Raw genomic sequence first — 7,192 nt, 5'->3', positions numbered from 1 at the left:
TATGCGTCACGAGTCGCAATGTGGCGAAAGGCTCGTCCGCCTTTCGTTCCAGGGCCGATGATACTTGGGGCATAGCCCCTGGGAAAGTAGGTTATTGCCAGGTAACATGCGAAAAACTATCTCTTACGAGGTAGTTTTTCTTTACGTGCCATCCTTCCACCTCATCTGAAGTGTCTTAAATTCGCCGACGTGGGCGAATTTGGGGAGTCGGGGTTCCACCCCTTCGGGAACACACTGCAAGAGTATGCGTTATAAGACGCAGTGTGACGAAAGGCTCATCCCCTTTCGTATCGCCAGGTAACACACAAAGAAAGACCATCTCTGAATGAGGTGGTCTTTTTTTATGTCATCCTTCCACCTCATCTGGGGTGTCTTAAATTCGCCAACGTGGGCGAATTTGGGGAGTCGAGGTTCCACCCCTTCGGGATCCACACTGCAGGAGTATGCGTCACGGGACGCAGTGTAGCGAAAGGCTCCCCCTTCGCCACGAAGCGTTCCTTTGGGGTAGGGTGGCACTCATCCTTCGCCGCTAAGGATTCTTTGGGGGATCGGCGGCTTCGGCGAAACTCTCTACCGGAGACTTTCGTTACTGGACACTATCGTGCCTTTCGTTCCAGGGCCGATGACACTTGAGGCATAGCCCCTGGGAAAGTAGGATCCACACTGCAGGAGTATGCGTTATAAGTCGCAGTGTGGCGAAAGGCAGAAGTTCGGCAGTGTAAAAAACCGATTTGGCTTTAGGAGTTTCAGGGTCGATCCTATGATAGGCTGATTAGCCATACAACCATCGTAATGCACTATATATTCTTCTTGCTTGGCAACATGGACAAAATACCGATGAACGTTCGTTAGGTGGCTATTCTCATTATTGTGTGATGAGGTCAGCGAATTAGATTGGCTTACAACAACTATTGGAATTCTTACTGATCTTTCTGAAAAAGCTGGAAAGAAATTATTCAAATTAATTAATCGTCAACTCCAACAATGGATTATGGCTCTAGCTGCTATATCAGAGTCGGCCTCATGGATTGGAGCCACAAGATCTGAGTGATAAATCAAAAAATTCTAATTATAGACTTATTATCCTCAAATGGAATATAATAATTTATGTGGTAGGAATGAATGCCCTTAACCTTGATCCCCATTAGTCACATTGAATTGAATGGACTTGAGTAGGGGAGAAATATATATTAACATTTAGGAGATATGTATTGCTACCTTAAATAAGTAGTTAGATATTTGATCCGAAATTTATAAAATCCTTATTTAATAAAGCCTATCTGTGGCTGTCAAATAAAAAATGTTCTGTTTCTGCTGATATTTTGTAAAAATATGATACAATATAGTAATATGTGGAGGTATAGGAGATAGAATGGAAAGCATAAATCATGAAGCTTTAGCTTTGGATGATCATGAAAAGGATCTAATCAGAGAATATGGGATAGTAGTTCATTATCCTAAAGGGCAAATAATTTTCTCTGAAGGGGATACGGCTGATCGAATATACTTAATTGAAGAAGGTTTTGTAAAGATATATCGGATCACTCCAGATGGTCGTCGAGTTACAGTTGGTAGTATGAGAACCTCAGGGCAACTTATGGGACTGGCTGAAACCTTATATCATGGGGAACGAACCTGTTTTGCTGGTGCTATCAACGATGCTACTCTGGTAGTTGTACGGAAAGCACGTTTTGAGGAATTGCTGGTTAACCATCCGTCAATAGCGATAAAGGTTGCAACTACCCTAGGTGTTAGAATGAGGGAAGCAGAAGCTATTATTCAGGAAATGGTTTGTTTTCAGGTGCCTGGCAGACTAGCTATGTTGCTTCTAAAGATGTCTGAACGAGCAGGAGTTGAAACTGAAACAGGCACGAAAATAGGCTTTCGATTAACTCACGAGGAGATTGCGTGCATGATTGGAACTTCCAGACAGACAGTCACCTCCTTGCTCAATATATTCAGACAGGAAAATAGTATCGCTATTGAAGATAAAGAAGTATATATACTCGATCCAGATAAGCTGAGTAAATGGATCGTCTAAGGGAGGCTGGCAGATAACGCCAGCCTCCCTTAGTTTTTTTGAGTAATTAGTGTTGTCTTGGAGAGGTATAGGTACCTTAGCGGCCCATATTTTAACATGTTTTCAATATATTAATAACCCTTTTCAGAAAGATTATGTCCGTTATCAGACATAAAAAGTGTAAGAGCGTTGACATAAATAGAGTCGTAAGATAGACAAAAATATAGTCGCCATGTCGACATTAAAATTGTTCGGAGTTTGGTAAATTAAGTACATAGTAAAAAATGAATTTGGAAGGAGGAAACTTATAGTTTTAGTAGGGCTGTTTTAGTAAGTGAAAGTCTTTGAAAGAGAGGGGTTTAGCTATGAAGAAGGGCTCTAAACTAATACAATATCTTAAAGACCCTCATACTAAAAAAGTCCAGCACTTTAAAGAACGGTATCAGGAATTAGATGAACTATCGGAAGTGGCGGTTCAAATTGGGGATGCATTGGCCTACAAATCTCTTCAGACTGAAATGAAAGAAGTGTTTTTTGATTATCTGACAGCTGTAGTGGTCGATTCTATTTATAAAATAGCCCCTCACGTTCTTATAATTTGGATAATTAGCTTAAAATGGCCATACATTACGATTCCAATCGTAAACTGGCAAATCGACATATTTGGAGCATACCTGGTTGGGTATTTATTATTTTATGGTGGGAAATGGTTGGTAAAGCCAATTAAATCTTGGTTACACAAATTAGGTTTAATTGATTTTAGAGCATCACAAGTAACTAAAATATAATTTTATAAAAATTGGAGGAAAATGATATGCATTTCGCATTGGCAGGAGTAGACGCTAACCCCATTAGTCTAATCCTTTGGGGTATCTTTGTTGGATATGTTTTCACATCCGTTGGAGCAGCTGGTGGGATCTTAGCTGGAGTGGGGCATATGAGCATTTTTGGACTTAAAAATGCCAATATGGTTAAACCGATGAACCAGATTCTAACACTTGTGAGTCCAATTGTTGGTACGCCTCTATATCTTAGAGAGAAGCGGATTGTTGTACCAACTGCTGTCGTACTAGGTTTAGGCGGAATCGTTGGTGCATTGCTAGGATCGACTCTATCTTCTTCCTTATTAAAGGAAATGAAAACCTTTCAACCTTACTTTGGTATGGTAACTCTAGGTATCTCCCTACGTATCGCTTATGAGTGCACAGCTAAATTTATTAATGGACAAAAACAGGTAACAGCTGCTAATAAACTGTTTGCGGCAAAAGTTAAGGAACTCAAAGCAGCAGGAAAAATGAATGACCTCAAAGAGATCGGCGTTAATTTCCAAAAAATCGGCCTACAAAATACCTTTACCTTTGCTGGCCAAGAATTTAAGTATAATACTATTATGGTTTTTTTCACAGGGCTTATTGTAGCAGTTATCTCAGCATCCTTAGGGGTAGGCGGAGGATTCTTACTTGTTCCGTTTATGACTAGCGTAATGGGATTCCCAATGTATATTGTAGCTGGAACATCGGTTCTTTCAATATTGGTATCCTCATCCACAAGTATTTTAAACTATCTTTCGATGGGGAGCTCTTTAGATCTTCAGTTTTTGGCTTTTGAATTAGTCGGTGTTGCAATTGGTACTGTAGTAGCTGCTCGAGTGTCGAAGTATATTAATGCTCGATACATGAAAATGTTCCTTGCAGTCGTATTGTTCTATATCGGACTTAAGTATGTATTACCGCTAGTAGGAATTAGTATCTAAACAATGATCTTTGAAGGCAATGTGAATTGGAGGGCTCTTTAATGAAATGTGCATCCTGTAAGATGAAGACTAAAAATATGTGTGATAAGGAAGGTTTTGATTGTACAGGTGGGAAGTATTCCCTTGATGAATGTCTTGAAGAAGAAAATAAACCCTTTCATCGCTTAAGTGGTTGCTTCCAAGCGGTTCATGGTAACAATCTTAGCCGTCTGGATGAGCTAATTATGTTCGCAAAGAATATGGGTTATAAGAAGCTGGGAATGGCTTTCTGCATAGGTTTAGCTGAAGAAGCAGAAGTCTTAGAAAAGATCTTATCTCAGCATTTTGAGGTGTATTCTGCTTGTTGCAAAATAGGCGGACTTAAAAAGGAAGACTACGAGATCCCTAAAGTAAATGAAGAAAAAATTGAAGTAATTTGTGATCCTATTCTTCAAGCTAAAGTCCTTGAACATGATGAGACTGAATTAAACATTTCGTTGGGACTATGCGTTGGTCATGATATGCTATTCAATAAGTATTCTAAAGCACCAGTGACCACCTATGCTGTTAAAGATCGTATTTTAGGACACAACCCTCTTGCAGTATGTTATTCAAGCTATCTGCGTAAAAAGTATCTTAATAAAAAATACGAATAACTCTAGAGAATCCACGCAAAATACTAAAATGATCTAGGGTAAGCTTATATTATTATGAACATTTACTGATTAAGATTGGAGTATGTGGACTTCAAAATAGTTCTTAGTATTTTCAACTCTTATAATATTGACTTTTAAAAAGGGGCAATGACGTGTAAATCATTGCCCCTAAACAATTATTCGGTCACAGAGCAGTTCTTATCAGTTGGCTGCACGTCAATTACTAACAAAAAGACACTCTAAAATATTTCAACGCAAAGGCTGTCCATTTTAAAAAAAAAATTGTTTTAAACAGTTGACATTTATGTAACCTTCAGCTATACTAAAAAAGTTCTTAAAAACAGTGGCCCGTTGGTCAAGCGGTCTAAGACACCGCCCTTTCACGGCGGTTACACGGGTTCGAATCCCGTACGGGTCACCAAATGAAATATGGGTGATTAGCTCAGTTGGTAGAGCGCCTGCCTTACAAGCAGGATGTCGGCGGTTCGAGCCCGTCATCGCCCACCAAAATGGCCCCGTGGTGTAGTGGTCAACATGCCTGCCTGTCACGCAGGAGATCGTCGGTTCAAGTCCGATCGGGGTCGCCATAATATAATGTGGGTAGGTGGCCGAGTGGTTAAAGGCGACAGACTGTAAATCTGTTCCGCGAGGTACGATGGTTCGAATCCATCCCTGCCCACCATATTAAAAACCAAATAACGTCGCGGGGTGGAGCAGCGGTAGCTCGTCGGGCTCATAACCCGAAGGTCGTCGGTTCAAATCCGGCCCCCGCAACCAAGTTGTTAAGTTCTAAGCAATTGCTTAGACTTAATATAGATGATTGGGGTGTCGCCAAGCGGTAAGGCACCAGACTTTGACTCTGGCATTCGTAGGTTCGAATCCTCCCACCCCAGCCATAATTATGGGCCATTAGCTCAGTCGGCTAGAGCACCTGACTTTTAATCAGGGTGTCCCGCGTTCGAGTCGCGGATGGCCCACCAATAATTCGCGGGTGTAACTCAGTGGTAGAGTGTCACCTTGCCAAGGTGAAAGTCGCGAGTCCGAATCTCGTCACCCGCTCCAAAATGCGCTCGTAGCCCAGCTGGATAGAGCGTCTGACTACGAATCAGAAGGCCGGGAGTTCGAATCTCTCCGAGCGCACCATATTTAAATAACATGCCGTTGTAGCTCAGTTGGTAGAGCGTATCCTTGGTAAGGATAAGGTCACCGGTTCAATCCCGGTCAATGGCTCCAGCCGATGCGGGAGTGGCGTAATTGGCAGACGCGCACGTTTGAGGGGCGTGTGGGTAACTCCGTACGGGTTCAAGTCCCGTCTTCCGCACCAATAATAAATATTTTTGGAGAAGTACTCAAGTGGCTGAAGAGGACGGTTTGCTAAACCGTTAGGGTGGGTAACTGCCGCGAGGGTTCAAATCCCTCCTTCTCCGCCAAAAATATATTCCTCGATAGCTCAATGGTGGAGCAACCGGCTGTTAACCGGTAGGTTGTAGGTTCGAGTCCTACTCGGGGAGCCATGGCAGGGTAGCCAAGTGGTCTAAGGCAAGTGGTTCATACCCGCTCATTCGAGGGTTCAAATCCCCCCCCTGCTACCACACCTGCGGGTGTAGCTCAATGGTAGAGCACTAGCCTTCCAAGCTAGCTACGTGAGTTCGATTCTCATCACCCGCTCCATATGAAATTAACCGCACCTTATGGTGCGGTTTTTTGTTGTCTTATTAAGAATATAACATTTCGTTTATACCACCGGGTGGGCTCGTTATATCCTTGACCTTAAGGGCACAGGACATATGTGCGAGGGTTTCAGCAATTACTCTTATAAGGACTTTCTATTTACGCGTATGGATTAAGACACAGTGATTATGAATTACGGTAATCCCCTGTTTTTCTCCAGCTTGAATTGCTGTCTTACTCTCACTTCCTGGTTGCATCCAAACATTCAAAATTCCAAGAGAGGCGCATTCGCTAATAATCTGTTCAGTAATCTTAGGAGGGACAACTATGCTAACCGCATCGGGTTTCTTGGGTAAGGCAGCTAACGAAGGGTAACAGGAATCTCCATCGATAGATTCAAGCCCTGGATTAATTGCAAAGACTGAATAACCTGCTTTCTTTAACTGATTAAAGACCTTATAACCATATTTAGTAGTGTTATTTGATACTCCGACTACTGCCCAGGTTTTTTGGCTCAATACTTGATCTATATCACTCGGCATATAAAAACTTCCTTTCTGATTCTTAATGGTTAACTCAGACTATTGTTATTAAAAAAATTCCAAGAGTTGAAGTAAGTCAAGTGTAAATTAAACTACAACTTTTAGCAAACTGTGGTGAAAAATTCTGGAGTCTAAAAACTTGTTTATTCTAAAGACAGACGAAGTGCAAAGAATAATGATGAATCGATATTATTTCAGGTGCACAGCGGCATGCTAAGAGGATAATGCAGGAAAAAGAAAAAAATAATAGAAAATAATTGTTGACAGTAAATACTGTAGATGGTATTATAACTGAGTGCCGCAACGAGGATATAATTAATTGGTCTTACTGCAAATTATATCCAAACAAATTGGTATTGACAACGCAAGTTGTAAATGCTAAGATGTAATTCCGGCCTAAACGGGCAAAACAAAAATCCTGATCTTTGGTCACCTCCCGCCATCCATGGCTCCGGTGACACTCAAACCATCCATGGTCTTTGAAAACTAAACAACAAGGACAGCCAATGAGAGAAACTCGCAAGAGTTTCAAAATAAATCATGAGTCAATCATCTTCTTCTAATGAGAAGT

7 protein-coding genes and 15 tRNA genes are annotated in these 7,192 nt (G+C 41.4%); 21 read left to right on the top strand and 1 reads right to left on the bottom strand.

Going from position 1 to position 7,192, the window contains the following annotated elements; genetic code table 11:
- Nucleotides 1–387: 387 nt before the first annotated feature.
- The 21 genes from BLS16_RS23945 to BLS16_RS22645 all read left to right on the top strand — a co-directional run bounded on the left by BLS16_RS23945 (nt 388) and on the right by BLS16_RS22645 (nt 6,079).
- A complete protein-coding gene (locus tag BLS16_RS23945; protein WP_207649791.1) occupies nt 388–633 on the top strand; it encodes a hypothetical protein in 246 nt (81 codons plus the stop codon).
- A 235-nt stretch (nt 634–868) separates the two neighbouring features.
- Nucleotides 869–1,051: a hypothetical protein gene (locus BLS16_RS22740; protein WP_092335858.1), complete on the top strand. Its 183-nt coding sequence runs from the start codon at nt 869–871 to the stop codon at nt 1,049–1,051.
- Between the two features lie 321 nt (nt 1,052–1,372).
- Nucleotides 1,373–2,041 (top strand): Crp/Fnr family transcriptional regulator, encoded by a 669-nt coding sequence (locus tag BLS16_RS22735; RefSeq protein WP_092335857.1) that lies wholly within the window; start codon nt 1,373–1,375, stop codon nt 2,039–2,041.
- 344 nt (nt 2,042–2,385) lie between these two features.
- Nucleotides 2,386–2,808 carry a hypothetical protein gene (locus BLS16_RS22730; RefSeq protein ID WP_092335856.1) on the top strand — a complete coding sequence of 141 codons (423 nt, stop codon included), beginning with the start codon at nt 2,386–2,388 and terminating at the stop codon, nt 2,806–2,808.
- 26 nt (nt 2,809–2,834) lie between these two features.
- On the top strand, nt 2,835–3,773 hold the full coding sequence (locus tag BLS16_RS22725; RefSeq protein ID WP_092335855.1) for a sulfite exporter TauE/SafE family protein: 939 nt from the start codon (nt 2,835–2,837) through the stop codon (nt 3,771–3,773).
- 41 nt (nt 3,774–3,814) lie between these two features.
- A complete protein-coding gene (locus BLS16_RS22720; protein WP_092335854.1) occupies nt 3,815–4,408 on the top strand; it encodes a DUF1847 domain-containing protein in 594 nt (197 codons plus the stop codon).
- Between the two features lie 345 nt (nt 4,409–4,753).
- Nucleotides 4,754–4,829, top strand: a tRNA-Glu gene (locus tag BLS16_RS22715).
- A 10-nt stretch (nt 4,830–4,839) separates the two neighbouring features.
- Nucleotides 4,840–4,915: transfer RNA gene (locus BLS16_RS22710), tRNA-Val, on the top strand.
- A 4-nt stretch (nt 4,916–4,919) separates the two neighbouring features.
- A tRNA-Asp gene (locus BLS16_RS22705) sits at nt 4,920–4,995 on the top strand.
- 11 nt (nt 4,996–5,006) lie between these two features.
- A tRNA-Tyr gene (locus BLS16_RS22700) sits at nt 5,007–5,090 on the top strand.
- Between the two features lie 20 nt (nt 5,091–5,110).
- Nucleotides 5,111–5,185 (top strand) — tRNA-Met (locus tag BLS16_RS22695).
- Between the two features lie 44 nt (nt 5,186–5,229).
- Nucleotides 5,230–5,304, top strand: a tRNA-Gln gene (locus tag BLS16_RS22690).
- A gap of 7 nt (nt 5,305–5,311) precedes the next feature.
- Nucleotides 5,312–5,388 (top strand) — tRNA-Lys (locus tag BLS16_RS22685).
- Between the two features lie 7 nt (nt 5,389–5,395).
- Nucleotides 5,396–5,470, top strand: a tRNA-Gly gene (locus tag BLS16_RS22680).
- Nucleotides 5,471–5,474: 4 nt separating this feature from the next.
- Nucleotides 5,475–5,551 (top strand) — tRNA-Arg (locus BLS16_RS22675).
- A gap of 14 nt (nt 5,552–5,565) precedes the next feature.
- Nucleotides 5,566–5,641 (top strand) — tRNA-Thr (locus BLS16_RS22670).
- A gap of 6 nt (nt 5,642–5,647) precedes the next feature.
- Nucleotides 5,648–5,732: transfer RNA gene (locus BLS16_RS22665), tRNA-Leu, on the top strand.
- Between the two features lie 15 nt (nt 5,733–5,747).
- Nucleotides 5,748–5,838 (top strand) — tRNA-Ser (locus tag BLS16_RS22660).
- A 9-nt stretch (nt 5,839–5,847) separates the two neighbouring features.
- Nucleotides 5,848–5,922 (top strand) — tRNA-Asn (locus BLS16_RS22655).
- Between the two features lies 1 nt (nt 5,923).
- Nucleotides 5,924–6,000: transfer RNA gene (locus tag BLS16_RS22650), tRNA-Met, on the top strand.
- Between the two features lie 5 nt (nt 6,001–6,005).
- A tRNA-Gly gene (locus BLS16_RS22645) sits at nt 6,006–6,079 on the top strand.
- A gap of 155 nt (nt 6,080–6,234) precedes the next feature.
- Here BLS16_RS22645 and BLS16_RS22640 read toward each other — a convergent pair.
- Nucleotides 6,235–6,621, bottom strand: a complete 387-nt coding sequence (locus BLS16_RS22640) for a CoA-binding protein (protein WP_092335853.1) — start codon at nt 6,619–6,621, stop codon at nt 6,235–6,237.
- Nucleotides 6,622–7,192: the final 571 nt, after the last annotated feature.

The organism is Desulfosporosinus hippei DSM 8344 (assembly GCF_900100785.1).
Classification (GTDB): Bacteria; Bacillota; Desulfitobacteriia; order Desulfitobacteriales; family Desulfitobacteriaceae; genus Desulfosporosinus; species Desulfosporosinus hippei.
The sequence above is the reverse complement of the archived record's forward strand: the minus strand, read 5'-3'. Positions and strand labels throughout refer to the sequence as shown.